The 26350-nt window shown below is 58.1% G+C and carries 16 protein-coding genes and 1 pseudogene; 2 read left to right on the plus strand and 15 right to left on the minus strand.

The features are described 5' to 3' along the window. Nucleotides 1-27: 27 nt before the first annotated feature. The 5 genes and pseudogenes from GH665_RS35065 to GH665_RS35085 form a co-directional block, all read right to left on the minus strand. Nucleotides 28-375: pseudogene (locus GH665_RS35065) on the minus strand (dihydroneopterin aldolase); the annotation flags it as partial. A 388-nt stretch (nucleotides 376-763) separates the two neighbouring features. Beyond that, complete coding sequence (locus GH665_RS35070; RefSeq protein WP_153141640.1) at nucleotides 764-1615, minus strand: tetrahydrofolate dehydrogenase/cyclohydrolase catalytic domain-containing protein; 852 nt, start codon at nucleotides 1613-1615, stop codon at nucleotides 764-766. 49 nt (nucleotides 1616-1664) lie between these two features. Then, nucleotides 1665-2615 carry an electron transfer flavoprotein subunit alpha/FixB family protein gene (locus GH665_RS35075; protein ID WP_153141641.1) on the minus strand — a complete coding sequence of 317 codons (951 nt, stop codon included), beginning with the start codon at nucleotides 2613-2615 and terminating at the stop codon, nucleotides 1665-1667. A gap of 11 nt (nucleotides 2616-2626) precedes the next feature. Beyond that, a complete protein-coding gene (locus GH665_RS35080; protein WP_174771776.1) occupies nucleotides 2627-3376 on the minus strand; it encodes an electron transfer flavoprotein subunit beta/FixA family protein in 750 nt (249 codons plus the stop codon). A 135-nt stretch (nucleotides 3377-3511) separates the two neighbouring features. Next, the gene (locus GH665_RS35085) at nucleotides 3512-5959 is read right to left on the minus strand and encodes a GcvT family protein (protein ID WP_153141643.1); all 2448 of its coding nucleotides are present in this window, start codon (nucleotides 5957-5959) and stop codon (nucleotides 3512-3514) included. Nucleotides 5960-6488: 529 nt separating this feature from the next. On the opposite strand from GH665_RS35085, the gene GH665_RS35090 reads away from it, so the two are divergent. Both GH665_RS35090 and purU read left to right on the plus strand, forming a co-directional pair. Continuing rightward, on the plus strand, nucleotides 6489-8969 hold the full coding sequence (locus GH665_RS35090) for a GcvT family protein (RefSeq protein WP_153141644.1): 2481 nt from the start codon (nucleotides 6489-6491) through the stop codon (nucleotides 8967-8969). A 17-nt stretch (nucleotides 8970-8986) separates the two neighbouring features. Next, nucleotides 8987-9859 carry a formyltetrahydrofolate deformylase gene (gene purU, locus GH665_RS35095; protein WP_153141645.1) on the plus strand — a complete coding sequence of 291 codons (873 nt, stop codon included), beginning with the start codon at nucleotides 8987-8989 and terminating at the stop codon, nucleotides 9857-9859. 150 nt (nucleotides 9860-10009) lie between these two features. On the opposite strand, the gene GH665_RS35100 is transcribed toward purU, so the two are convergent. The 10 genes from GH665_RS35100 to GH665_RS35145 all read right to left on the minus strand — a co-directional run bounded on the left by GH665_RS35100 (nucleotide 10010) and on the right by GH665_RS35145 (nucleotide 26040). Next, on the minus strand, nucleotides 10010-12025 hold the full coding sequence (locus GH665_RS35100) for a phosphocholine-specific phospholipase C (protein ID WP_153141646.1): 2016 nt from the start codon (nucleotides 12023-12025) through the stop codon (nucleotides 10010-10012). 287 nt (nucleotides 12026-12312) lie between these two features. After that, nucleotides 12313-14349 carry a hypothetical protein gene (locus GH665_RS35105; protein WP_153141647.1) on the minus strand — a complete coding sequence of 679 codons (2037 nt, stop codon included), beginning with the start codon at nucleotides 14347-14349 and terminating at the stop codon, nucleotides 12313-12315. Nucleotides 14350-15456: 1107 nt separating this feature from the next. Next, nucleotides 15457-16173, minus strand: coding sequence for a phosphonate utilization associated transcriptional regulator (locus tag GH665_RS35110; RefSeq protein ID WP_153142462.1), 717 nt, complete (start codon nucleotides 16171-16173; stop codon nucleotides 15457-15459). 173 nt (nucleotides 16174-16346) lie between these two features. Further along, on the minus strand, nucleotides 16347-17327 hold the full coding sequence (locus GH665_RS35115; RefSeq protein WP_153141648.1) for a LysR family transcriptional regulator: 981 nt from the start codon (nucleotides 17325-17327) through the stop codon (nucleotides 16347-16349). A 721-nt stretch (nucleotides 17328-18048) separates the two neighbouring features. Further along, nucleotides 18049-19164, minus strand: a complete 1116-nt coding sequence (gene ald / locus GH665_RS35120; RefSeq protein WP_153141649.1) for an alanine dehydrogenase — start codon at nucleotides 19162-19164, stop codon at nucleotides 18049-18051. 213 nt (nucleotides 19165-19377) lie between these two features. Continuing rightward, complete coding sequence (locus GH665_RS35125) at nucleotides 19378-20385, minus strand: putative 2-aminoethylphosphonate ABC transporter substrate-binding protein (RefSeq protein ID WP_153142463.1); 1008 nt, start codon at nucleotides 20383-20385, stop codon at nucleotides 19378-19380. Between the two features lie 250 nt (nucleotides 20386-20635). Next, a complete protein-coding gene (locus tag GH665_RS35130) occupies nucleotides 20636-21769 on the minus strand; it encodes a 2-aminoethylphosphonate--pyruvate transaminase (protein ID WP_246216470.1) in 1134 nt (377 codons plus the stop codon). Between the two features lie 35 nt (nucleotides 21770-21804). Beyond that, entirely contained in the window at nucleotides 21805-23193 is a 1389-nt protein-coding gene (locus GH665_RS35135) for an FAD-dependent oxidoreductase (RefSeq protein ID WP_153141651.1), read from the minus strand. 31 nt (nucleotides 23194-23224) lie between these two features. Beyond that, nucleotides 23225-24952, minus strand: coding sequence for a putative 2-aminoethylphosphonate ABC transporter permease subunit (locus GH665_RS35140; RefSeq protein WP_153141652.1), 1728 nt, complete (start codon nucleotides 24950-24952; stop codon nucleotides 23225-23227). Next, entirely contained in the window at nucleotides 24949-26040 is a 1092-nt protein-coding gene (locus tag GH665_RS35145) for a putative 2-aminoethylphosphonate ABC transporter ATP-binding protein (protein WP_153141653.1), read from the minus strand. Before GH665_RS35145 ends, GH665_RS35140 begins: the two co-directional genes overlap by 4 nt. Nucleotides 26041-26350: the final 310 nt, after the last annotated feature.

A 26350-nucleotide genomic window follows, 5' to 3' on the forward strand; every position in this document is an offset into this window, starting at 1 on the left:
GTGGAGATCGTCATCGTGTTGGGGAAGGCGACGACGCTCGATTACCACACCCACCGATTCAACATCGTCGAACTTGGCCGGTTTCGCGAGCGATACTCGAACCCATTGAGCACCGTGTTCCAATAGCACCAGTTGTGCAACGGCTTCGGCGAGTGCCTCCAGCAATTTCAGGCGATGTGATGCGAACAGCCGATGTAGTGCGTCACGAACTGACGCGTAGTTGATGGTGTCCGAAATGCGATCAGTCTTGCATGCGCGATTCACCTTTACACCGATCGACAGATTCACTCGCACCGGTTGCGGATGATAGAGTTCGTCGCGGTCGATACCGATGATTGTGTGGATCGTCAACCCGTCGATAAAGACAACGTCCATATATTCGGCTGCGAGTATTGCCGCCTGACCTTGGGGACCCAGCGTCCGTTCGGACGTAGCATATGTCGCGTTGAATGAATCCCTGCCAGTCATGATGTTCCTCGCCGCATGCGGAGGTTGATCGGATGGGTTGCTACAGCAATGGGAGAATTACCGTTTCTGCACGTTCATCCCTCGCCGCTTGCTGCCGTCGTCGTTCTTCACGAACTCATACTCCGCGGCCGGGCATTAGCGTCACTCCGGACCAGGAAAGGGTTACCAGTTCGCATTCACCGGCATCGAGAAATCTTTCGCATCAGGTGATCCCGCCGGCTCTCTATTAGTCTGGACGTGACTATCTGGTAGACCGCGAAGGCGTCACGGCCTTGCAGGACGTATCGCCGTCCAGCTAACTTGCTTTGACGCTCGCCTCCGTCGCTTCCACGGTGTGAGAAATAAGTGCCGCGATCGTCATTGGACCCACGCCGCCAGGCACCGGGGTATAAGCGAGAGCCCGCGAAATCACTCCGCGAAGCTCAATATCGCCAATGCCGCCGGCGTGGTATCCGGCGTCTATGACAATGGCTCCATCCCTGATCCAGTCCGCACGGATGAATTCCGGCTTTCCCACCGCACCGACGACGATATCGGCGCGGCGGACGACTTCTGACAAATCCACGGTCTTCGAGTGGCAGATGGTGACCGTTGCGTTCGCATTGGACAGCATCATCGCCATCGGCTTACCTAAAATGGGACTTCGGCCTACGACCACGGCAGATTTGCCGGCGACGTCAATCTGATAATGATGCAGGAGACGCATAATGCCGGCAGGGGTGGCCGAGCCGAAAGCACGCTCACCCAGCGCCATAAGCCCGAAGCCGTGACTCGTGACACCGTCAACGTCTTTCTCGATCGCGATTCGGTCAAAACAGCGCCTTTCGTCGATCTGGCTCGGCACCGGATGCTGCAAAAGAATGCCACGTACGTCCGCGTCAGCGTTGAGACGATCAATTTCGTCGAGAAGCTGTTGCGTTGTTGTTTCCTTCGGCAGCACAACGGGACGCGAATCCATTCCAACCCGCTGACACGCATTGCGTTTCATCCGAACGTAGATGGCTGACGATGGATCGTCACCGACCAGGATGGTGGCGAGGACCGGGATACGTCCTTGCTGCGTCTTGACTAGCGCTGAAACGCGCTGCGTAAGATCGCGCTCGATTTGCTGCGAGAGCGCTTTTCCGTCCAGTTTTAGTGCAGTCATCTTGAATGTTCCGTGCAATCCGGTGATTACCTTCAAAAACGGGTTCTGCCTATTCGGCCAACTCTCTCACTAGTTCTGGCACTACGTCAAACAGATCGCCGACAAGACCATAGTCAGCGATTGAAAATATCGGTGCTTCCAGGTCCTTGTTGATCGCCACAATCACCTTGGAGTCCTTCATTCCGGCGAGGTGTTGAATTGCCCCGGATATTCCGATCGCCATGTATAGCTGCGGCGCGACAATCTTGCCGGTCTGCCCCACCTGAGAATCATTCGGAGCGTAGCCCGCGTCGACAGCGGCGCGTGACGCACCGAGCGCGGCACCGAGTCTGTCGGCAAGGGGAGGTAACACGTTCGTATAGTTTTCCACAGATCCGAGACCACGTCCCCCGGATACGACGATTTGTGCCGCCGTCAGTTCCGGACGCTCCAGCTTTGTCAAATCACGACTGACGAACCGCGAAACACCGCAGTCGGCGACAGGGACAAGAGATGACACGGACGCGGTGCCGCCAACCGCCGCCACCGGCCCGAAGCTGGTGGAACGCACCGTGATAACTTTCAGCTTGTCGCCACTCTTAACTATTGCAATCGCATTACCGGCATAGATCGGACGCTGAAATGTATCGACGGCTTCCACAGCGGTGATATCCGAAATCTGCGCAACGTCGAGCAACGCAGCAATCCGTGGCGCAATATTTTTTCCATAGGCCGTGGCGGCCGCCAGAACGTGCGAATAGTCGTGCGCGATGGCGAGTACCTGAGCCGCGATATTCTCGGCGAGCCCATCAGAAAAATGCGGGGCGTCTGCCAATAATACGTTGCTGACGCCGGCGATCTTCGCCGCCTCGTCAGCTACTCGCGCCGCATCGCTGCCCGCGATCAGAACATGGATGTCGCCCGCGCCCGCATTGGAAAGCTGCGCTGCTGCCGCAACGGCGCTCAAAGTTGCGCTCCTGATAGTCTGGTTGTCGTGTTCAGCAATAATCAGAATGGTCATTCGAGTCTCCTTCAGAGTACCTTGGCTTCGAACTTCAACGCTTGCACCAGAGCTTTGACGTCGGGCACCTTCACCCCGGCGCTGCGCTTGCCCGGTTCGACCACGCACACGGTCGTCAGCCGTGGCGTTACCTCTACACCCAGCTCCACCGGCGTCAGTATTTCGAGTGGCTTTTTCTTGGCCTTCATCATGTTCGGCAACGTCACATAGCGTGGCTCATTAAGCCGAAGATCCGTTGTGATAACCGCCGGCAGTCTGACCGACAGCGTCTCCAGACCACCGTCTACTTCGCGTGTGACCTGAGCGCAGCCGTCTTCGATCGTCACCTTCGACGCGAAGGTCGCTTGAGGGAGGCTGGCCAGTGCGGCGAGCATCTGCCCGGTCTGATTGCTGTCGTCGTCGATCGCCTGTTTGCCGAGAAACATCAGTTGGGGCTGCTCCCTGTCGACGAGAGCCTTCAGAATCTTTGCCACCGCGAGCGGTTGCAGTTCTTCATGACACTCGACCAGCACGGCGCGATCCGCGCCGATTGCCAGCGCCTGACGCAAGGTCTCCTGGCATTGTGCCGACCCGCACGACACGACGACTACTTCGGTCGCAACGCCTGCCTCTTTCAGACGAACGGCCTCTTCGACCGCAATTTCGTCGAACGGATTCATCGCCATTTTCGCGTTCGAAATGTCAATTCCGCTCCTATCCGCTTTGACGCGTACCGCGACATTCGAATCAATCACACGCTTTACAGATACCAGAATCTTCACACTCATCTCCCTCAAATGTTGATCAACCTGTCGACCGGGAAGCGCATAACATTCCAGATCGTTCGCTTCGAATGCTGAGCTATGCATGCGCGTCCTGGCGAGAGATTGCCTGCCCGTCAGAATGCAATGCGAGATTCATTGCAGGATTGCAGCACGCTCCGGGTCGTACAACGGTTTGTCGTGGCGTCGCGCGGGAAAGTGCCGACCCATGATCTCAACCACGAATTCGCGATCTTCGAGCTCACTGACTTCAAGATACGCAGCAAAAATATTCTTGCCGATCGTATGTCCATAGTCGGCACTGGTCACGCTCCCCACAACGCGCTCTCCGCGTAGCAGTGCTTCGCCGCCAAACATCTGCATCTCACCGTCTGTCGTAAACCAGCACAGCTTGCGCTTGACGCCGCCGCGCCTGATGGAGTCGATCGCCGCGGCCGCGATGAAGTCGATCTTGCCTGCAACCTTGTCGGCTGCAAGGCAAAAGCCAAGCCCGGCTTCATAGGGGTTGTCATCAGGAGAGATATCGCTGCCCCATACCAGGAAGTGCTTTTCGATTCTCAGGCTGGAAATTGCACGATATCCAACGTTGGCAATACCGAATGCCTGCCCTACCTCATGGAGCTTGCGGTACAAATCCTGCGCATACTCCGTAGGCACGTGTAGTTCCCAGCCGAGTTCGCCGACATAGGTGACCCGTAGTGCTCGCACGGGTGCATAGCCAATATCGATCTCCTGCGCGCTCATGTACGGAAACCGATTGTTGTCGAGAGACGCGCTCGTCAGCGCCGCCAGAACATCTCTCGCGCGCGGGCCACACAGATTGATCACCGCATACGCAGACGACACATCCACAATAGACACCGCGCCGTGCTTCTCGACGATCATCGGCACGTAACGCTCGAGGGTCGATCTGTCCCGCACGCCCAAGGCGCTCCCCGTGATGAGATAGAAGCGATCCGCGGCAAGGCGCGTAATGGTCACGTCGCCCTCGATGCCGGCGTGCTCATTGAGCATTTGCGTATAGATCACACTGCCAGGTGGACGATCCATGTTCGACGCGCACAGATACTGCAGCAGCGGTAGCGCACCAGGCCCGTGGAGCTCATATTTGGAGAACGAACTCATATCAATGAGTGCCGCACGCTCGCGCACCGCACGATGTTCGTTGCGCACGGCTTCGAACCAGTTGCCCCGAGAAAAGCTGGGCGTGTCGTCTTTCGGGATGTCGCTGCTGGCAAACCAGTTCGGCCGCTCATAGGCAAACTTCGCACCGTATACCGCGCCTTGCGCCTTGAGCGTCTCGAACAGTGGACTGCAGCGGGCTCCCCGAGTCGCATGGTTTTCACTGCCCGGATATGACACCGCGTAATAGCGAGCATAGCTTTCAATAGCACGCTCGATCATGAAGCGCTCAACCACATGGGGTTGCCCAAAGCGTCTGACATCAAAGGCCCAAAGGTCCATACCCGGGTCACCGTCGATGATCCAGTTGGACATGACCCAGCCCGCCCCTCCCGACGCCGCGATTCCAGATGTGAATCCGCAGCATAGGTAAAAATTGTCATGTGCCGGTGAGCGTCCAATGATCGGTTCGCCATCGGCGGTGATCGGGATCGGCCCATTGATCATGTCACGCATGCCGATCTCGTTGAGAACTGGAATACGCGCAGCGGCATCGACGCCATACTGTTCAAAGCGGTCAAAATTTGGCTGCAGCAACTCCGGTCCAAAATCGATTGGCATCGGTTGCACGCCGGTTGTACCCCACGGCACCGTTGCATCTTCCCACCCGCCGACACATAGCGCGCCGGGCTCCGGCTTCACATAAAAGCGCGCGTCGGGATCACGCAGTGTTGGAAGATTGTCAGGAATCCGGGTACTTTTCTCAGTAACGAGGTACTGGTGTTCGACTGCGCAGACGGGTACCCGAACGCCCGCCATGCGCGCAATATCGCGCCCCCACATGCCCGCGCAGTTGATGACCACGTCGGCCTCGATCTCGCCCAGATCTGTCTCGACCGCCCGCACGCGTCTGCCATCCGAACGGAGCCCACGGACCAGCACGTTTTGAATAATCTTTACCCCCATCGCACGCGCGCCCGCGGCATAGGCTTGCGTCAATTGAGAAGGATCGACATAACCGTCCGATTCAATCCAGGCTGCACCAATAAGGCCGTCCGTTTCCATCAGTGGAAAGAGCTGTTGTGCTTCAGCCGGGCTGATCAGTTCGACGTTCAAACCAAACCCTTTCGCTGCTGTTGCGGCCCGTCGCAACTCGGTCCAGCGATCCTCCGACGCCGCCAGTCGCAGACTGCCGGCGCCGTGCCAGCCGGTCGAATGCCCTGTATCGGCTTCAAGCGTTTTGTAGAGCTGCGCGCCGTATTTCATAAGCCGCGTCAGATTGTTCGACGAACGTAGCTGACCGACCAGACCGGCCGCGTGCCAAGTCGTGCCGTGTGTCAGCATCAGGCGCTCGAGCAACACGACATCCGTCTTGCCACGTTTTGCAAGGTGATAGGCGATGCTGCAGCCGATCACCCCACCACCGATGATGACGATCTCGCTTCGCTTAGGGACGTCCATTCGCATTCCTTAGTGATATGCATTTGTCATGCGCAACTTCATGCCTCATTCGCCCGGACGGCAAGAACCAGCCCTCGCCGCCAGTCAGATCACCTCTTCGACATCGCGAGGGGATTTATCGCCCTCCAAAAACCACACAATACAACACAATAACCACACATGTACACGACATTGCACAAAAAATTAATGGACTTCCCACTTTTTCCAGCGCAACTGCCGCTTTCGCATGTTGCCACGCAAGCCGCGTCTAGCTCGTGATTGCGCCAAAACGTCAAGACGCAAGCTCCGGTTTTCGATCCGGAAATCGTATGAAAAGGCGAGCTATCAAGGATTTTCCCCGAATCTGGGACCGCTACGACCTGCGGCTGCACGTTCATATCGCGCCCTTTTTTCGCAATTGCCGTCATAACCGCCCGGCGGCCTCCTCACTCGTCAATTCTGCAAATGTGTTGCCTTATGTGGATTTATGTGGAAACATTTGATCACGGAGCTTGGCTATCTTCCACATTTACCTGCGGATACTCAACACATGTCAACAAACATCCCACAACACGCTCGAGTTGTGATTGTCGGCGGCGGCGTTATCGGCTGTTCCGTGGCGTATCACCTGACCAAAATGGGTTGGACCGATGTGGTCCTGCTGGAACAAGGTCAACTGTCCTGCGGCACCACATGGCACGCGGCCGGCCTGGTGGGTCAATTGCGCGCGCAGGAAAGCATGACCAAGCTGATCCGCTACTCCACCGCGCTCTATGCCGAACTGGAAGCGGAGACCGGCCTCGCGACCGGCTGGAAGCAGTGTGGCTCGCTGTCGGTCGCGCGCACGGCGGAACGGATGACGCAACTCAAGCGGACCGCCGCCGTCGCGCGCGCCTACGGCGTGACTTGCGATGTGATCAGCCCCAAGGAAGCCGGCGAGTTGTGGCCAGTGATGCGCACCGACGACCTGCTCGGTGCAGTCTGGCTACCCGGCGACGGCAAAGCCAACCCCACTGACCTGACCCAGGCGCTTGCACGTGGGGCGCGCACGCGCGGTGCGCGCATCGTCGAAAACACTCGCATCACCGCGGTCCATACGCGGCAAACAGCTGTCGGCCGGGAAGCAAGCGGCGTCTCCTGGCTCAACAAGGATGGCGAAACAGGCACGCTCAGCGCGGATATCGTCGTGAATTGCGCGGGCCAGTGGGCCAAGGCGGTTGGCCGCCTGTGCGGCGTGACCGTGCCGCTACATTCGGCCGAGCACTACTACATCGTCACCGAGCGCATTGCCGGCGTGCATCCGGACCTGCCGGTGATGCGCGACCCGGACGGCTACACCTACTTCAAGGAAGAAGTGGGCGGCCTCGTGATGGGCGGTTTCGAGCCGAATGCGAAGCCGTGGGGCATGAACGGCATCCCGGAGAATTTCGAATTCCAGTTGCTGCCCGATGATTGGGATCAGTTCCAGATCCTGATGGAAAGCGCGTTACAACGCGTGCCGGCCCTCGAAACGGCGCAGGTTAAGCAGTTCTATAACGGCCCCGAATCGTTCACGCCGGATAACAACTTCATCCTCGGCGAAGCGCCTGAGTTGCGCAATTTCTTTGTCGGCGCCGGTTTCAATTCGATGGGAATTGCGTCGGCGGGCGGCGCGGGCATGGCGCTCGCCGAATGGATCGTCGCAGGCGAACCTACGATGGACCTGTGGCCGGTCGACATCCGCCGCTTTGCGCGCTTTAACGGCAACGACACGTGGCTGCACGATCGCGTGAAGGAAACGCTTGGCCTGCACTATGCAATGCCGTGGCCAAATCGTGAACTCGACAGCGCGCGGCCATTTCGCCGGTCGCCACTGTATTCGCTGCTGCGTGACAATGGCGCCTGTTTCGGCAGCAAGATGGGCTGGGAACGCGCCAACTTCTTCGCGCCGACACCCGCCGAAGCTCAGATCGATTACGCGTTCGGCCAGCAGAACTGGCTGCCGTGGAGCGGCGCCGAACATCGCGCGTGCCGTGAAGGCGTCGCGCTGTTCGACATGACGTCGTTCTCCAAATTTCTGGTCAAGGGACGCGACGCGGAAAGCGTGCTGCAAGGCATCGTCACCAACGACGTTGCCGTACCGCCCGGCACCACCGTCTATACCGGCATGCTCAACGAGCGTGGCACGTACGAGTCCGACTTCACGCTGACCCGCCTTGCCGACGACCAGTATCTGATCGTCTCCGGCTCGGCGCAGACTACGCGCGATTTCGACTACATCGAGAAGTCGATCCCCCACGACAAACACTGCACGCTGGTCGACGTCACCGGCCAGTACGCGGTACTGGCCGTGATGGGCCCGCGCTCGCGCGAACTGCTGCAAAGCGTATCGAAGGCGGACTGGAGCAACGAGGCGTTTGCGTTCGGCCAGAGCCGCGAGATCGATCTCGGCTACGCGACGGTGCGCGCTACGCGTCTCACCTACGTCGGCGAACTGGGCTGGGAGTTGTACGTGCCCGTGGAATTCGCGGTGGGCGTCTACGAAACACTGCACGCCGCGGGCAAGGCGTTCGGTCTCGTCAACGCAGGCTATTACGCCATCGATTCGCTGCGTATCGAGAAAGGCTATCGCGCGTGGAGCCGCGAGTTGACGCCGGACACCAATCCATTCGAAGCCGGTCTGTCGTTCGCGTGCAAGCTCAACAAGGACATTCCGTTCCGTGGCCGCGATGCCTTGCTGAAATTACGCGCCGAACCGCTGCGCCGCCGTATGGTGGTGCTCACCGCCGATGGCGCCGCCGATCGCATGCTGTGGGGCGGCGAAGCGATTCTGCGTGACGGCAAGCCCGTCGGCTTCGTCAGTTCGGCGGCGTTCGGGCACACGCTCGGCTGTCCGGTAGCGATGGGTTATATCAACAACCCGGATGGCACGGCCGACACCGCGTATCTGACGGGCGGCCGCTACGAGATCGACGTCGCCGGCGATCTGTTGCCCGCCACCGTCCATCTGAAAGCGCCCTACGACCCGCGTTCAGAACGCGTAAAAAGCTGATCAAACGGGAACCGTCCATGTCATACCCTGAAAACAGCTACATCCTGAAGTTGTCGTGTCCCGATCAACCCGGCATTGTGCATGCGGTTTCGGGCGCGTTGCTCGAGAACGGCGCCAACATCGTCGACTCGGCGCAGTTCGGCGACCGTCACACCGAGCGCTTTTTTATGCGCATGCATTTTCAGATGCGAGCAGGCGGTGCCACCTGCGACGAATTGCTCAGGCAGATCGAACCGCTCGCGCAACGTCTGAACATTCAATACCAAATCGCCGATGCTTCGCACAAGCCGCGCGTCCTGCTAATGGTGTCGAAGTTCGGCCATTGCCTGAACGACCTGCTGTTCCGCTATCGCACCGGGCAACTGAACATCGAGATTCCCGCAATTGTTTCGAACCATAAGGATTTCTATCAACTCGCCGCCAGTTACGATATCCCGTTCCACTATTTTCCGCTAATGAAAGCCTCGACCGAAGCGAAGGCCGCACAGGAGGCGAAGATCTGGGACGTGGTACAAGAAGAGAAGATCGATCTGGTGGTCCTCGCGCGCTACATGCAGGTGCTGTCACCAGACCTGTGCGAGAAGCTCACGGGGCGCGCGATCAATATTCACCACTCGTTTTTGCCGAGCTTCAAGGGTGCCAAGCCCTACGGTCAGGCTTACGACCGAGGCGTGAAGCTGATTGGAGCAACCGCGCATTACGTGACGACCGATCTCGACGAAGGACCGATCATCGAACAGGCCGTCGAGCGCGTCGACCATGCGATGGATCCAGAGGAACTGACGATGATCGGACGTGACGTGGAATGTGTCGCGCTCTCACGGGCAGTGAAGTGGCATCTGGAACATCGGGTAATCGTCAACGGTCACCGGACTATTGTGTTCCGCTGATACGTCTACATTCAAGCGGCTTACGATGTCATCGAATGACGTCCGGAGTTCGATACGCGTGGTGGAGAAGCGGCGTGACCGTGCTGTTGGAGCGCAGTATTGCGGTACTGCGCTCCAACATATCCGGCTAGACGCAGGATCTAAAACTGTTCAAGCTGCCGCTGGGTCACTCGTCAGGTCGCTTCCGTTCTCCAGCCGCCCCGCGAACCGTCGAAGAAACGAGGACTGTTGTTGAACGGTTACGGTGAAATCGTACCAGTTGGCGCTCGACGTGACGGACCAGTTAGTCTCCGCCACCGCGCCGCCAGCGACCTGAAAAGTCCACGGCCCTCCGCTCACGTATGCGTTGGCAGCCACCACAAACGTGCAACTCGCGCTCCCTGTGTTCATCATGGTCAGATACACCGCGCTGTTCGCTACGTCGTAGCAGACTCTAATCTCTGGATTCGCGGCATTGCTTCCCGAAGTGGAGGCAATGTCGCCGGAGAATTGACGGTAGAAGCCGTTTGGTCCCTTCAGGGCGAGTGAGTATCGGGTACCCGTCAACGTGGCTCCGCTCCAGCTATCCGTAATCTGAGCGCCCGCATCTACCGCGTAGCGACGCGGCGGATTAGACGGCGTATCGAGGTCGAAAGCCTGAAAGGCCGCGCCTGCCGTGCCTGAGTTTGCAACGATTAGCCAGAACGATGTAGCGGAGGGTACGACTCGACCACTGGCGTGGAGTTCATAGGGCAAAGCGCGCGACCGGCGTGTGCCCGACTCCTGTGCCGGCATCGATTGAGTTGTCGGTACCGTTGGAGCCGGCAGGTTGCTGCATTCGCTGTTTCCCGTCGATACATAGGTACTGGTGCTTGGGAGGCTCGGCGCGGTCGCGTCAGGCGTTTTGAAGTTAAAGGCCGAGGTCAGGTCACCGCAAACAGACCGACGCCACGGGCTGATATTGGGGCAATGAATCCCAAATCGCTCTTCAATGAGGCGAATCGTCGAAGTGTGGTCAAACAGTTCGGAGCAGACATAGCCGCCCTTACTCCACGGTGAAATCACGAGCATGGGCACCCTGAACCCGAGGCCGATCGGCTGCCCCGCTGTTATCTCACCCTGTGTCGTCATTGTCGTCTGCCCCTGCGTGCTGGAAGCGGGCGGCATCGGCGGCGGATCGTGATCGAAAAACCCTCCGTTCTCGTCATAGTTAAGCAGGAAGATTGTCGACCCCCAAACCGTGGGATTGGCAACCAGGGCCGCCAGCAAACGAGCGGTAAGATCCTCGCCGTCACACGGGTGATAATCGGCGTGTTCGGACTGCGCTGCCGGCGCCACAATCCACGAAACCTGAGGAAGCGTTCCTGCGGCCACGTCCGCGGCGAACGCCTGCACGATGTCCGGTACCGTTGCGAGACCGTTCTTGTAAAGCGGACTGGACGTTGGAGCGTTCTTGAAGTTTGCGAACCATGCGAGCGCATTGTCATCGAAATTATCGGTTTCCTGATAGACGCGCCAGCTTATATTCGCAGCTTGCAAAGTCTCGGCGACCGTCGGCCACGTCGATACGGGTTCCGAGTTGTCGAGTACCGCTGTTTGTCCGACCGACAAACCATTGCTGCCGCTGAACACGTGAAGTCTATTCGGGTTCGTTTGCGTTAGCGTCGAACAGTGATACTGATCGCAGATCGTGAACGCATCCGCCAGTGCGTAATAGAACGGCAAATCATTGCGGGTGAAGTAGCTCATCCCCAACCCGGGGGTTCTCGCCGTATTCCACGCGTTGTAAAGACCTTTGTTCCAGATACCGATGTCGGTCGGATAGTCCATTGCAGCGGCGTTGATACATATCGCACTGGTAGTCGTAGTGTCGATATGAAACGGCAGAATATAGCTGCCCGTGCTGCTGGTGGGCTGCTGCCAGACCGGTGCACCGTTTGGCAAGCTGATGGCGAATCTGTCGTTGAAACCTCGCACGCCTTGTAACGAACCATAGTAATGGTCGAAAGCCCGATTCTCCTGAGTGAAAATGACAATATGCTGGACGTCGTTGATCGTTCCCGTTGTGTTCGCCGCCGGCGCGGCAACCGCTTCACGGATAAGCGAGGGGATCAAGGCGCTCATTGCCGAAGCGCTAAGGGACCCCGCTGCCATCTTCAGAAAATTGCGTCGTGTATTGGAATGCATTTCCTCACCTCTGTTTATCTTGTTCGCCTATGCGCCTGAAAATCACGCTCAGGGGGCGCAATGGAGCACGGGAGCCACGGAACTCGCGCCAGAGGCCGGATTTGCCGCGACCTGCATTGGCGCTCCTCCAGCACTCGAACTGGCGGAGGAAGACGAGGATGAGTCCCCGCCACACGCCGTCAAACACACAGAGATAATTCCGACCACGCACCATGCCGGTATGGCAGCGCGAATCCGATCAGGAGACGATGAAGTTAAGTCGTTCATGTTCATGACGTCACCTGCAATTATGGGTTGAGTGTCGACAAAGACTTGTTCGATGCGTAAAGCGAATTGATTTGCGCCGAGGTCAGTATCTTGTTCCACATCGTCATGTCATTGAACGTCATTGTTCCGGGAACGCCCTGTCCGCTTGAATAGTATTTTCCGGTTGCGCTCTCGTTGAATCCGATGGTTCCATACACGCCAGGTATCTTCGACATATTCATCGAGCTCATACTGAGCGTCGTCGTTTCCAGCCCATAGACCGGGTCATCGATGTAGCCAATCGCCGTTTTTGTACTTGTCGTGTCCACAGTCATGGCGACATAGATCCACGCATTCTTCGTGAAGTTCAGCGAGCCGTCGGAGCGAACTGAGCCGTCTGCAATATTGAACTTCAGTTGGCCACTGCTTTCCTCCGCAATGGTGAAACCAGGATTGAGCCCTGTGCTCCAGTCCTTGTTCGTGACCACGGGGGAGTCGTTTTGACCGTCACCGGAGTAAAACCAGAAGCCGATGGTGAACTGGGGTTTATTGGTGACGTCATCCACCAGTTTCATTCCGTTCAACGCGTTCGACGCCGTATTCAGCGATGCGACCTGCAGCGCTTCCGCATTGAAATTGTCAGTCACGAACGACGCGGTGGTCGTGGAGCTTGAATTGAACTGAGCGATCGCGACCGAAGGTGTGATGACGTCCGATAGTCCACTGTCAAAAGAGAAATAGTGGATCAGGCCACTTGCGAGTGTCGGATCCAATGCCACGGGTTGGACATAGTTGATTTGTGCAAGAGTCGACACCGCTGCGTTATTTCCAACCAGCGTGTAATTGAACGTGTAGAGTCCGTTGCTACTCTCGCCGAGTTGCGAGTCGACGTAGGATTGCGTGCTCCCGGGCAATGTCGCAATGAGATTCCCGCCCCGGTACAACTGGAATTGAGAAGGCGTTGTCGGAGGGGGCGTCCAGGTCAGATTAAAACTGGCGAGATCGCTTCGTGGTGCCGCCTGAAGCGACCTGGCTCCGATATTGCCAATCAGAGAGGTTCCGTCGATCGCGTAGGTACTCGGATTCGGCACCGCGCCAAGCCACGTTAGAACAGTAGGCGTTATATCCGCCTGCGTTGCGCCGGTGGTGAGTTGAGCCAACGTGGGCGCAGGCTGTACTGTGCCGAGCGCGGCCGTCGAACTGCCGATAGTCAGCGCCTGATTTGCCGCGATAAAGCCGGTCTCATTCGAGAGCAGCGGCAAGCCGCTTTCGCTCCCCGTTGCATCGAGCCCCTGGTCGGTCGTGACAAGCACAAGCCAGTTTTCATTTACTCCACTTTGACCTTCGCGTGTTTTTATCGCGCTCAGCAACTGACCAATTTCACCATCCGCTGTCGTGATCGCATTGGGGTAGTTGCCGCCCAGACCCGATGCCGCCGCTACCGTTTGAGGTCCGGTCAGGTTTGCAAAGACCACACTGTCGGCGCCCGATGAGATGGCGTTAGTGGCTGCGCTCATCACGCAACTGTCCACTCCCTGACAGTTGATTGACGTATTGACGTAGCCCGCCCCGATCGCAGGCGAAAGAAGAGCGTTTATGGTCCCCCAACTGGCGAAAGCAGCCGTTCCATTTGCGCCCGCCTGTTGAGCGAGTTTGAAAAGCGGATCGGCTTCAAGTGCCTGATCCGCATAGTCGCTGCGAACGCCGTGGCGATTTGCCCATGTGCCGGTCAAGACACTGGCCCACCCTGGACCGGAGAGGGTAGCCTGCTGTGTCGTTGTGCCGCCGAATCCACCGGCCAAGGCTGGAACGACTGCCATGGTCTTCAAATTTGGCAGCTGATTATTTGCGATGCCGGCTTGCAGAGCGCTGTATTGAACACCGGAAAGACCGACTATGAGTACCTTTTGCGTCGCGCCAGAACCGCCCGCAAGGCTGTTCGTCGCTGAGGGACTAACTTGCCCCGTCGACGCCGCTTTACCCAGATCATCGCCGCAGCCCGACACTCCGCCAAGAGCGAGCGCTGTTAGTAGGAATCCTAATTTACTCAAACGAATTTTCTGCCAGCTTTTTTCCATGACATCTCCTCGATACGTTTTAGGTCCTACATGGTGGTCCAGGCACTACATGTGTTTCCAGGAGCAGCTTATGAAAGTAACGTGCCTCGCCTGTCTTTTCAGATCGTCAAGATGCATCGCCAATACGCGCGCGCCGCCAACGGCTGTCGCAGCGAGCGACAACACCGTCAGTCGGTCTATCAGTTTCTGACACTTTGATTACACGTCAAACGCTGGGCCGCTGTAAAAGGACTCAACAGCGCTTACTATTGCCAGACAAAGTTATTCTGTTGTCACCGTTCACAAAGACCTCAGTGAAGGTGGAGCATTTCTCTGCAGCTTGCCTCAATCGACACGGGCCTGGATTCTCCATGATTCCAGTACCCTTCCTGCCATAAGACCCTGCAACTGCGCCCTGCATCAATGCGACAGACGACGTGACATTCCAGATTGAAAAGATGATTGACTTCGTACCTGCGACGCGCTGTAGGCAGCGATATCCTCCGCCCCTGTGTCGAACCAGTATTGCGATACTTCAAATCGCACCCGCGCAGGCGAACGCCTTCAAGGTACTGATCGCCGTTTTCTTCTTCTCGATTGCCTAATAACCTTCAGCACTTGCTTCGCTATCCAAAGTGATTGAAGAAGAACCCCGCGTAACGGTAGACAACTTGGCGACTGTTTCGAAGCCTACTCCATCAGAATTTTGAGCGCAACATTTCGTCAGAAATTGCCTCAAAATGCCTCACTAACGAGTGTAAGCAGAATGTGATGGGGCGGTGCAGCGTAGGGGGCGCAGGAGAAAGAAGTATCGCGCGGGCGGATCGAATATCCTGGCGTTGACGAGGTGCGACCGCATTGAAGGCACTACGCAGTGCAGGGTCGATTGAGCAGAACGTCTCTTGCGCGTACTGAAAGCGCTATTTCACGGCGAGGTGATATCGGTCGAGTTGATCGCCTGCATCTGAACACCGTTCTCTACCGCAGCAATCGGCGTACGTTTCTCAACGCAGATCTACCACATGCGGTAAGCAGACAGGTATTGATCCAGGCAAGAAGCCGGTGACGTTTCGGCGAGGTTCGTTTCGTCCGCAAGCGGGACATTGAGCGACTGCGCAAGCAAGCCGCTCAATTCACCTCGGGTACCGAACTCTGCTCGTTCGCCTGGCGGACCTGACGAGACCGCCGTATGCGTTCCCGGCCATGATCCAGGTGGCTTCGGATTAAGCTCTCGGTGAGATTCGAGTCACCGGCGGCAATTGCCTCGATGATCGCTTCGTGCTCGTGGGCAGACTGATCGATCGCTTCTTCGTCAAGCGTCAGGGCTGTTTGCCGGAACAGGCTGAGTTCCCGGACGAGGCCCCGGTACGTATCAAGCAATTTCTCATTACCGACCGCCGCAGCCATCGTGTCATGAAACTGCAGGTTCAGGTGGCCGTAAGTCTGCCCGTCGTGGCTGTTCTGCGCGCGTTTCATTAACTCGACGATCTGGCGCAGCGAGTTCAGATGCTCGGCCGAGATACCGTTGGCCAGCAACCGGCCAATGTGTTCGTCCAGCATGGCGCGAACCTGGTAGATCTCTTCTGCTTCCTTAAGCGACAACATCTTCACCGATACGCCGTGATTCTTTTCCGTGCGCAGCAATCCCGCCTGTTCGAGCGCGCGAAATGCTTCCCGCACCGGACCACGCGAGACGCCCAGACGAGTGGCCAGTTGTGCTTCGTTTAGTTTGTCACCCGGAGCGAGTTCGCCGCGCAGAATCAGGCGTTCGAGTTCGTCCTGCACAAGCGTTGTAAGCGAGTGCTTTTTGAGCAACTGGATTGTACCGATCGATGGCGCGTCAATCATGGCAGACCGAGCAGAAGTAATGTCTAACATTAGCAGACTAAATCGTCAACTGTCAACAAAATTATGGTTTGCTACAGCGAGTGAAGAGCGCCGCGAGAACGTCTGGAGGTTCGAAAATTACGTGAGACAACAGCCCCGGTTCGATAACGATTCGTCTGAGTCAATGAGTGTTACGGAGCAGATATCGGTACTGCCACAGAAAGGCCTCGCGCCATCAAGGTGAGCTGGCTGCGCGTCACATGTTCTTTCTGGTCAATCTGATCGCACTTGCGTAGCTGCGAACTGACACAGTCGAGAAATCTCGTCATCCACGAAGACAGCTTTGTATTTCGGAAGTAGATGGCATAGACGGGCTGATAGCAATCCGCAGTGCTGTCGGCCAGTATCTCGACCAACTCATTGCGCGCACGGAACGCATTCGTCATGTAGTCGGCCAGACAGACGATTCCTGCGCCTGCCACAGCGAGCGCAAGCAAAGTCTCATCGTTCGACGCTCGCAAGACTGGCTTGATGAGAAAAGAATCCCCTCTGGAATGACAAAGCGGCCAATGATTCAATGTCTCCGTCTGAGAGAAACCGAGTTGCGCATGCATGCTTAAATCGGCGACACGCTCGGGTTCGCCGTGTTCAGTCAGATATGACGGACTCGCGAGAATGCGCAAACGGCTACTGCCCAGGCGCCGCGCATGCACTGATGAGTCGCGCAGTTCACCGACCTGGATTGCAACATCGGTGCGCTCCTCCATCAGATCGACGATTTCGTTACAGGTGCTCAGCTCGATTTCGATACCTGGATAGGCGGCGTGAAAGTCTGTGATCAGCGGAACAATCAAATGCTGCATGAACGGCCCCGCCGCACTGACCCGCAGTAAGCCGGCGGGCACCTCCCGACGTAGCGCGATCTGAGCCTCCACAAATTCGACGGATTCAATGATGCTACGAGCCTGCTCGAGAAAGATCGCGCCCTCTTCGGTTAGCTCCAGCCTGCGCGTGGTGCGTCGGATCAGGGTCGCGTCAAGCTTATTTTCGAGGCGCCGCAATATCCGGCTTATCACCGGCGTGCTCAGAAGGAGCCGTTCAGCGGCTTTTGTCATCGAGCCAGTATCTGCAATCGTAGCGAATGCAAGCAACTCTGCGAGGGTACTTTTCATGTCTTCCCGTCTCTGCGAATCCCCTGTGAAAATACGAACGCGGCACCGGCGGCAGGTGCGAGTCGACGGCTTCTTGCGTGGGTATTCCAACCCCAAGCTTGCTCGTGAGCGTCAAAACCCGGGCTTAACCACCTGTTCTTTCGACTCGCACTGGAGCTCGCGGTAAAAGATATCGGCCGTCTTTTACACTCGCCGGACTACTGGTCAGGTACAGCCGAGGAATCCACGTAGTACCCCCAACGCGGGCGCACCTCATCAACGCCAGGATCATCGATCCGTTCGCGCGGTATTTCCTGGATGAGCTTGCCATCGCAACGAACCTCCCGGCGCTGCGTCCTTTCGTTGTCGTTACACTCAAACATTCATACCCTCCACGGTTTTAAGAGTCGCGTCTGCACTGAGTTCAGCCCATTCAGCACCGCCTCCGGAGTAAGAACAGCGGGAGTTCTTGAGGATGATAAGTACGCGACGACAGCCGCAAACGCGACTATCATCTTGTTGAAATAATGCATTCCCGGCCGTCGAATGGACGGGCGAGTCCCGGTGTTAAACTTCGTATGTCTAACTATATTCTGGTGCCGTTTCGACCGTCCTACGGCGAAAAATGGAACGCGTTGCGAATGCGATAGCCCGGGTCAGGCGTTGCGGACATAGTCACGTCGACCCGCGTCACCAGCCTTGACCTCGCACTCGCGACCGGTTATTACACTCGCTTGCCAGCTCAGTTCAACAACTGATCTGCCGGTACGTAGGTATAGCCAAGATCTTTCGCGACCGCTTCGTACGTGACGTGACCTTCGCAGACATTCAGGCCTGCCTTAAGATGCGCGTTTTCACTCAACGCACGTCTCCAGCCCTTTTCTGCCAGTGCGACCGCGTGCCGGATCGTCGCGTTATTCAGCGCGAAAGCCGAGGTTCTCGCTACGGCCCCCGGCATGTTAGCCACGCAATAGTGGACGACATCGTCAACCACGTAGGTTGGCTCCGCGTGGGTGGTCGCATGCGACGTCTCGAAGCAACCGCCCTGATCGATCGCAACGTCGACGACGACCGTCCCTGCTTTCATCGCCTTGATCATGCTGCGTGTGACCAGCTTGGGTGCTGCCGCACCCGGAATGAGTACGCCGCCAATCACCAGATCCGCGTCCAGAACCGATTCCTCAATGCTCTGACTATTCGAGTAGAGTGTGGAAATACGATTTCCGAAGACCAGGTCGAGCTGACGCAAGCGGTCAACATTCGTGTCGAGAATCGTCACCTTGGCGCCCAGGCCCACGGCCATCTGCAAAGCATTGGTGCCCACGACACCTGCACCGATAATCGCCACGTGAGCCGGCGCCACGCCTGGAACACCGCCAAGCAATACGCCAATACCGCCCTTTGACTTTTCCAGATGCGCCGCGCCTGCCTGGATCGACATACGGCCGGCCACCTCGCTCATGGGCGCCAGCAAAGGCAGGCCGCCCCCCGGACCGGTGATGGTTTCATACGCGATGCAAACGGCGCCCGACTTCACCAATGCCGCGGTCTGCTCGGGATCCGGGGCGAGGTGCAGGTACGTATAGAGAATCTGCCCGGGACGCAGCATCGCGCACTCAACGGGTTGAGGCTCCTTGACCTTGACGATCATGTCCGCTTTCGCAAAGATCTCTGCCGCGCTGTCGGACAGGGTCGCGCCAGCAGCGACGTAGGTGTCGTCGGAAAGACCGATTGCGGCACCTGCTGCTGTCTGCACCACCACCTGATGACCACGCCCGGTCAACTCACGCACACTTGCCGGCGTGAGGCCTACACGATACTCGTGATTCTTGATTTCCTTCGGTACGCCAATCAACATTTGCCACCTCCATATATTCTGTTTTTTTCCGCCCGCACACGATAGCGGAGTGGGTTGGCATGCACGTTGCACACAGAGACAGTGGGCCACGTATCCGCCAACCCCAACACACTACGTCAAAACACCGCCCGCCGCTGTGCAAGGATCCATTCATGGCGCGGCGTAGCGCACCTGCAAGTTTTCTTTTTTGTCGCTTCGCGCTGATTTCCCGGGTTACTGCTTGGCCTCACTCTTCGAAGAATAGCGCTGAGCCCATTGTGCAAGGATCTTGGCGCGGTTGTTTGCCGCCCACGTAAAGTCGTTCTTGACCAGCAGACTTGCGTAATTGGTCGGGACATTCGGCAGAGGCTTGGCCGTTCCCGGCACCGCCGTGATCGCATAGCTTCTCGCATACAGCGAGTTCGCTTCCCGGCTTGACGCAAAGTCGGCAAGCTTTTTCGCGGCATCCAGCTTCGTCGTGTTCTTCATGATCGCGAACGCCTCCAGATCCCAGCCCAGCCCTTCCTTCGGAAACACAAGATCGATTGGCGCGCCCTGCGCCTTGAGGGTTGCCGCGCGGTATTCGAACGAGATCCCGATCGGGTACTCGCCTGATGCAGCCATCGTGCACGGTGCGGAGCCCGAATGGTTGTACTGCGCGATGTTCTTGTCGAGCGCATCCATGTATTGCCAGCCGCCCTGCTCGCCGAACAGTTGCAACCACGCGGTCACATCGAAATATCCCGTCCCCGATGAGGCAGGGTCCGCCATCACGATCTTGCCTTTGTAGATCGGCTTCGTCAGGTCCTGCCAGCTCTGCGGTTTCGGCAAATGCTGCTCTGCGGCAGCCGCAGTGTTGAAGCAGATCGTCGCGCCCCATACGTCCATGCCAAACCAGTTCGGCGGCGATTTAGGATCGCGGTACGCAGCGCTCATGGCAGGCAGATTCTTCGGCGCATACGGCAACAACATGCCGTCGCTTTCGAACTTCGCGATGCTGGTCGCGGCGAGGCCCCAGATCACATCGGCCTGCGGGTTGTTCTTCTCGGCGAGAATCTTGGCCGTAATCACGCCAGTCGAATCACGCACCCATTTGATCTCGATGTTCGGGTTGGCTTGCTCGAACGCATCCGCGTACGGCTTGAGTTGCTCGTCCTCAAGCGCTGTATAGACCAGCAGGGTGGTCTTGGCCACCGCCGTAGCCGTGCTGCCGACCAGCAGCGCGATCGCGGCAGTCGTCATTAGCGCGATCGTACGGACACCGTGCAAAGGGGACGCGCTGCGCTGAGGGGTGACTTTTTGCTTGAACATTTCTTACTCCCGGTATGAGGATTTTTCACAAAGGCCTCACCGCCGCCGGCGTATCAATGCGCTGACGGGATGAGGTTGCCGCTGACAACAGTGGCCTGTCCGCCTTTCAAACCAGAACGCTAACGAAAATGCCACCAACACCCGGGTGAGTCGCGTGGGCGACGCAACCGTCTTCGTGCTCTTACGCGACGATCTTGTGGTGTGAAATCTGCTTCACGCCCATTTCCGCGAGTGTTTCCTCGATCGCCCTTACTGCGCTGCGCATGACATCGCGATCGATGTCACCAATACATCCGACGCGAAACGTATCGACTTCCGTCAACTTTCCAGGGTAAAGAATGAAACCCTTGGCCTTGACCTTTTCGTAGAACGTGCGGAATTCGTAAGCCGGATCTTCCGGCGCGTGAAACGTCACGATAATCGGCGCCTGCACGTCGCGAGGCAGGAACGTGCGAAAGCCCAGGTCCTGCATCCCGCTGACCAGGGCGTCGCAATTGGCCTGGTACCGTTTGCCGCGTGCCGGCTGACCGCCCTCGGCCTTGAAGAGATCCACCGCTGCGCGCAATGCGGCAACAACGGACGTCGGCGGCGTGAAGCGCCATTGCGACGTTTTTTCCATGTAAGCCCACTGATCGTAAAGATCCATGGACAGCGAAGCTGAATTGCCCTGGCACTTTTCCAGCGCCTCGCGCCGGATAATCACGAAGCCCATTCCCGGGACGCCTTCCAGGCATTTCCCCGAAGCAGCAACGAGCGCATCGAACGGTGTCGTGCGAACGTCGATCCCGATCGCCCCGAACGAGCTCATTGCGTCGACGATGAGTCCCTTGCCAAGCCGCGCACAGGTTTGCGCAATGTCCTGCAAAGGGTTGAGGGTGCCCGTACCGGTCTCGCAATGCACCTGCGCAACGTGGGTGATCGCCGGATCGCGCAGGAGTGCTTCCTCGATCATGGCGCCGGTCGGCAATTTGCCTTCTTCAATCGGCAGTTCGACAACGGGCCTGCCCATGTACTCGCAAATCCGCACAACGCGCTTGCAGTACGCACCGTTTTGCGGCACGAGCACCTTGCCGTCGCGCGGAACCAGCGTGCCGATTGCCGCCTCCACCGAGAAGGTGCCGCTTCCCTGCAGCGGTACGCAAACATGCGTGTCGCGCCCGTGCACGATGTCCACCAGATCGGCGCGCAGGCTGCGGGTGATTGAATTGAAGTCGGTATCCCACGATCCCCAATCGCGTAGCATGGCGCTTTTGGTGATCAATGAGGTTGTCAGCGGGCCCGGGGTAAGAAGAACTGGATCCAGTTCAGCATTCACGTTTGTCTCCGTACTATTAGTAGATCTGATAGATGTCATGCCTTGTCGGACTTGCCCGCCGCTTGCGCGAGGCGGCTGAGCGCTACATCGAAGCACCAGGGTTTGGCGCCGGCGTCCTCCGCGCTTTCCTTGCGGCGAATCGCGTCGCGTACGACAAGTGAACCAACGTAGCGAATCGGTTCCGGCGGAAACACGCCGCGCGGGCCACGAACGAGCGGTGAACGCGTCCATGCATTGTCGAGACCGAGTACGAGCGACGACAGGATCTCGCCGCCCATATAGCTCGGTCCGACGCCGTTTCCCGAATAGCCGAAACCGTAGAACACGTCATGCCGTTCGTCGAGCCGGCCGAAGAACGGCAATCCGGTGGCCGACCGATCTGACGGCCCGTTCCAGCTTGCGGCGATCGGCACCGACGCGAGCTCAGGAAAAAACCCGCTTAGATCGCGCGCAAGCGCTGCCCGATACGGCGAGGGTTGATCGAACACCGGCAGCACGCGACCGCCATACGCAAACGTATTGCCGCCCTTGCCGAGCATCAGCCTGCCATCGGGCGTAGTGCGGTAGTAGTAGACAAAGGTCCGTGAATCGAGCACCGACAGACCGTTCGTGAATCCCAGGCGCTCCAGAACTTCCGGTGCGCGTTCGGTGATGATCATGTCGCTCGATACGAGCGCAATGCTGCGCTCGAACTGCGGGAAGGTTTGCGCCATCCACGCGTTGATCGCCAGCACGACGCGCTTTGCGCGCACCTCTCCGTACGTCGTGCGAACCAGCGGACCCGGCACATAACTCAGCGATTCGAAGGCGGTCTTCTCATACAGACGAACCCCCATCTCCAAGGCGACGCGTCGCAGTCCGCGCACGAGCAAGGCGGGCTGCACCGTCGCGGCGACAGGCGAGAAGTCACCCGCGAGGTGCCGCTTCGACCCTGCACGCCGGCGGACTTCTTCGACGTCGAGACTGACGAATGAACCCATGCCGCGCTCATCTAGCGCGGCTTTAACGGCTTCAGCGCTGCCAATCTGGGCCGCACTCGTCGCGGTATATAACGTGCCGTCGACGCGAATCTGCGCATCGATTCGATGCTCGCGGCAGAAGGCTGTGATCTTATCGACCGTCTGGCGCGAAGCCTCTACGAGCCGTAGTGCCTCGCTTTCGCCGAATAGTCGACGCAGTGTGAGAAAGCGGGTTTCCCAAGTCAGCAAGCAGCCGCCATTACGGCCACTCGCACCCGCACCGCAGATATCCGCTTCGATCAGCACGACATCCAGATGGGGATTGGCGCGCTTTAATTGCAGCGCTGTCCAAAGACCGGTAAATCCGCCGCCGACGATACAAACATCGGCGTTCACCGCGCCCTGCAAAGCCGGCGCGTCAGACGCTTCGCCGCGCAATGCCTGTTCAAGCCAGAAAGGTCTCATCGCTATTTCCTGTTTGCTCTGCCGGGGTGCGTTATCGGCTACGCGACGTATAGCGCCAGCGCTGCGTGCGCGCCAACAGGAAGCGATTCACTAACGCATACAGCACACACACAAGAGCTGAGGTCACCACGATCAGCGTTGCCATCGCCGCGGCCGGCCCGATCTGTCCGGCCTCGTCGAGATTCAGGATCGCCACCGACGCTGGTTGCGTACCCGGCGAATAAAGGAAGGCAACTGCCGAGATCGTCGTCATGCCGTTAATGAAGAAATAGCGGCTGATTTCCAGAATGGCCGGCAAACATACCGGCACGGTGACGCGGAAAAACGTGACATAGAACGGCACTTTCAACGACGCGGATACCGCCTCGAACTCGTTGTCGATCTGCTTGAGCGCGGTAATGGCGGTCAGATGGCTCGACGAGTAGTAGTGAATGATCGTGACGATGGCAAGAAGCGGCAGCGACCCGTAGAGAAAATTGAGCGGATTGGCCGGATGATTGAAGAAGAAGATATAACCAATCCCGAGTACGAGACCCGGCACACCCATCGGCAGAACCGCGCACAGATTGATGACTGGGCGCAGCCAGTCCATGCCGCGCGTTTTCTCGACCAGATAGGCCCCGCCAAACACCAGCGCAGTCCCCGCTGTCGCGACCAGCGCCGCCATTTCCAGGCTGTTTTTGTACGCGCCGATGATGCCTGCGCCGATGAGCCCCATCCGGTAATGACTTAGGCCAAGCGTCAGGTTGTACGGCCAGAAGTGGACAAACGAGCCATAAATCGAAATCCCGACAATCGCCATCATCAGAAGACACACGACACTGCAGTACGCCAGCATCGCCAGGTCGAAACCGCGCGACCTCTTAGGTTCATATGGCACCGAGCGCGCGCCAAGCAGCGAACGCTGTTTGCGCCTGACGAAAAAGTCGGTAGCGAAGCTGAGGAGTGCCGGCAGCAGCAGCAGAATGCTCACCACCGCACTGGTATTGAAATCCTGGAGACCGACGATGAGCTTGTACACGTCGGTGGACAGCACGTTGTATGAGCCACCGATCACGATCGGTACGCCGAAGTCGTTCACGCAGATGGTGAACACCACCATTGTCGCGCTGATCAGACCATACTTCGCGCCGGGCAGCGTGATCGTGAAAAACTTGCGCAAACGGCTCGTACCCATTGCGTCCGCGGCTTCATACAGGCGTGCGTCCGTCAACGACAACGCAGTGATCAGGATCATCAACACGTGCGGCATTGCCGCGTACACCAGACTCGCGATGATCCCCGGTGCGCCATAAATGCTGTGACCGGCCATCCAGCGCCGCAGCAGACCTGCGTTGCCGAACCAGTAGATAAACGACACCGCCGACAGCAGCGTCGGCGCAAGAAGTGGAATCAGAGCGATGTTGCGCACGAGTCCCTTGAACGGCATGCAACTGCGCGTTAGGGCGTACGCGAACGTGAAGGCGAGCGGAATCGTAATCGCTGTCACCGAGACCGCAACAAACAGCGAATGCCCAACCGAGTTCCACAGCGCCGGGGTCCGGAAGTACGACGTGAAATTGGCGAGACCGACGAAGCGCCCATCGCGATCCTCGACGCATCGCATGATGACCATCGTGAGCGGCGCAAGCAGGGCCAGCAGCAGAAAACATCCCATCAGCAGCATGCCCGCATGGCCGATGCGATCCTGCCAGTGGGTACGTTGCCGTACTTCGGTAAGCATCACGTCTTTTCCTGGTTCGGTGAGTGTCGTACTCATTGCACCCTCCGCTGGTCTTCACCGAAGATCCGCACGCGGTTGCCGAGGACAGCGAGATTAAGCACCGAGCCTTCCTGCAGGTCGAATTCAGTCATATCGTGATACGACAGATCGGCCAGTACTTCAGTCCCGGGCATGCCGTCCACCTGAACGCTGACCCGGCAGAATGCCCCCAGAAATTCCAGCTTCTCGATACGGCCACTCAGCGTGTTGCCGGCTTTCGTGTCGACGCCCCGCACGACGAGATCCTCCGGACGCAGGAACAGCGACACTCGCGAACCGCCCTTGAGCGACTCGCTCACCTTCACGCAGTTCAGGCCGACGTCACCCACCTGGATCGCGCCGTTCGCACTCACGGTGGCCGGCAGAATATTGGCCTTGCCGACAAAGTCGGCAACGAACGGCGTTGCTGGCTCGCGATAAATCTCGGTCGGCGTGCCGACCTGCTCGATCACGCCGTGATTCATCACCACGATGCGGTCGGCCATCGAAAGCGCCTCCTCCTGATCGTGCGTCACCATGATCGTCGTTACCCCGAGGCGCTGTTGCAGCTGGCGGATCTCCTGACGCAAACGAACCCGCACCCGCGCATCGAGCGCAGACAACGGTTCGTCGAGCAACAACAGACCGGGCGAAGTAGCCAGCGCCCGCGCGAGAGCAATGCGCTGCTGCTGGCCGCCGGACAGTTGACCGGGATGTTTTGGGCCGCTATCGGGCAGACCGACGAGCGCGAGCAGTTCGGCCACACGCTCGCGGATCACCGCTTTGCGCACTTTCCTGTTCGTCAGACCATAGGCGACGTTCTCGTTGACCGTGAGATTCGGAAACAGCGCGTACGACTGAAACACGATGCCGTAGTCGCGCAGCATGGGCGGCAGCATGGAAATGTCCTTGCCGGCCTGCGCGATGGTGCCCGCGCTTTGCGTCTCCAGACCCGCGATGATCCGTAGCAAGGTGGTCTTGCCACAACCCGAAGGGCCCAGAAAACAGACCATTTCCCCCTTGAAAATTGTCAGATTGACATCCTTCAGAACCGGGGTCGAACCGAACTGCTTGTGAATCCCTTCGATGCGCAGGTAATCCGACATCGTCATCCTCCTGGAAATTACTGTTCCGCCGCCGTGCTCTGGCCCTTCCAGGTCATAGCCGACAACTCCTGCACTTCCTTAATGACACGGCGACTGCAGCTTCACGGCCCCGTGATCTCCTCTCGAAACGATGGCAATCGGGCAAGAACACTCATCTGGCTGATCCCGCGGCGGCCTATCTGGCCCCATACATCCCAACCCGCGATATGCCGCTCGGCCAAGGCCTTTGGGACCATTTAACCGTAGAGTGTATTTTGCCTCTTGCTTGTTGTTGACAATCTACGATTCACGAAGTTTAATGTCAAGCATG

This window comes from Paraburkholderia agricolaris, from assembly GCF_009455635.1.
GTDB lineage: Bacteria > Pseudomonadota > Gammaproteobacteria > Burkholderiales > Burkholderiaceae > Paraburkholderia > Paraburkholderia agricolaris.

Coding starts and splice junctions, on each gene's coding strand:
- GH665_RS35105 (WP_153141647.1), bottom strand. CDS start 14,349: ATGGAAAAAAGCTGGCAGAAAATTCGTTTGAGTAAATTAGGATTCCTA.
- GH665_RS35075 (WP_153141641.1), bottom strand. CDS start 2,615: ATGACCATTCTGATTATTGCTGAACACGACAACCAGACTATCAGGAGC.
- GH665_RS35145 (WP_153141653.1), bottom strand. CDS start 26,040: ATGTCGGATTACCTGCGCATCGAAGGGATTCACAAGCAGTTCGGTTCG.
- GH665_RS35100 (WP_153141646.1), bottom strand. CDS start 12,025: ATGCATTCCAATACACGACGCAATTTTCTGAAGATGGCAGCGGGGTCC.
- ald (WP_153141649.1), bottom strand. CDS start 19,164: ATGTTGATTGGCGTACCGAAGGAAATCAAGAATCACGAGTATCGTGTA.
- purU (WP_153141645.1), top strand. CDS start 8,987: ATGTCATACCCTGAAAACAGCTACATCCTGAAGTTGTCGTGTCCCGAT.
- GH665_RS35085 (WP_153141643.1), bottom strand. CDS start 5,959: ATGGACGTCCCTAAGCGAAGCGAGATCGTCATCATCGGTGGTGGGGTG.
- GH665_RS35140 (WP_153141652.1), bottom strand. CDS start 24,952: ATGAGTACGACACTCACCGAACCAGGAAAAGACGTGATGCTTACCGAA.
- GH665_RS35135 (WP_153141651.1), bottom strand. CDS start 23,193: ATGAGACCTTTCTGGCTTGAACAGGCATTGCGCGGCGAAGCGTCTGAC.
- GH665_RS35125 (WP_153142463.1), bottom strand. CDS start 20,385: ATGACGACTGCCGCGATCGCGCTGCTGGTCGGCAGCACGGCTACGGCG.
- GH665_RS35090 (WP_153141644.1), top strand. CDS start 6,489: ATGTCAACAAACATCCCACAACACGCTCGAGTTGTGATTGTCGGCGGC.
- GH665_RS35070 (WP_153141640.1), bottom strand. CDS start 1,615: ATGACTGCACTAAAACTGGACGGAAAAGCGCTCTCGCAGCAAATCGAG.
- GH665_RS35115 (WP_153141648.1), bottom strand. CDS start 17,327: ATGAAAAGTACCCTCGCAGAGTTGCTTGCATTCGCTACGATTGCAGAT.